At 49.2% G+C, this 834-nt stretch carries 1 protein-coding gene; it reads left to right on the forward strand.

What is annotated here, in order from left to right; all coding sequences use genetic code 11:
* On the forward strand, nucleotides 1-834 hold an 834-nt coding region (locus tag R7Z50_RS26165; protein WP_318149566.1), incomplete at both ends, for a hypothetical protein.

Genomic DNA, 834 nt, shown 5'->3' on the forward strand with positions numbered 1-834 from the left:
TAACGACATCGCGTTAGAAGATATTTTGTCGGGCATTAAAGCCACCAACATCTATGGCGTGAGTGAGCGTGCTTTCGAGAGTTGGACGATTGAAACGACGAACAGCGACAGCCGCACCACCATTACCCCGATGCCCATCGATAATCAGGATATCCGTTCGATGATCGATATAGCACCGCATGACATTGTGGAGTTCACGATCACCGCGAAGACTAACCCGTTAGCCGCGAGTGATATCACCAACACGGCAACGGCGGATCTCAACGGTACGCAGCAGCATTCAAGTGCCACTGTTCAGCCTCAATCTCAGGGGATCTCGATTGAGAAAACCGCAGACACCCAATATTACGTTCCGGGTGCAGAAGCGACGTTCCGCGTCAAAGTGAAGAATGAAGGCACAGTCCCAGCGACAGATGTGGCTGTAAAAGACGCCATTAGTAATCTTGAAGTCGTGCGTCTTGATGGTACGTCGGTAAAAGCGTTCGACTCTTGGCGCATTGAGGTGAATAAAGCGAATGCGGAAACAGAGATCACCAACATGCCGGGTGTGAATTCAGACATCGATTCAACGCTAACAATTGCTGCGAATGATGAAGTGGAGTTCGTTATTACAGGTCTTGTGAACCAATACGCTACTGGCGAAATTGAGAATACCGCTAGCGCCACATTCCGTGGTGAAACACAAGATTCAACAGCGACACTGCTGGCGATGCCGGAGTCGGTCAAACTTGAAAAAACCGTTGACGATGAGTTCTACCGTCCGGGAGAGAGTGTTACTTACCACGTGGTGTTAACGAATGAATCGGGTTCATTTACTGAAGAGATGGTACTGAA

The sequence above is a fragment of the Vibrio sp. 1249-1 genome (genome assembly GCF_033340495.1).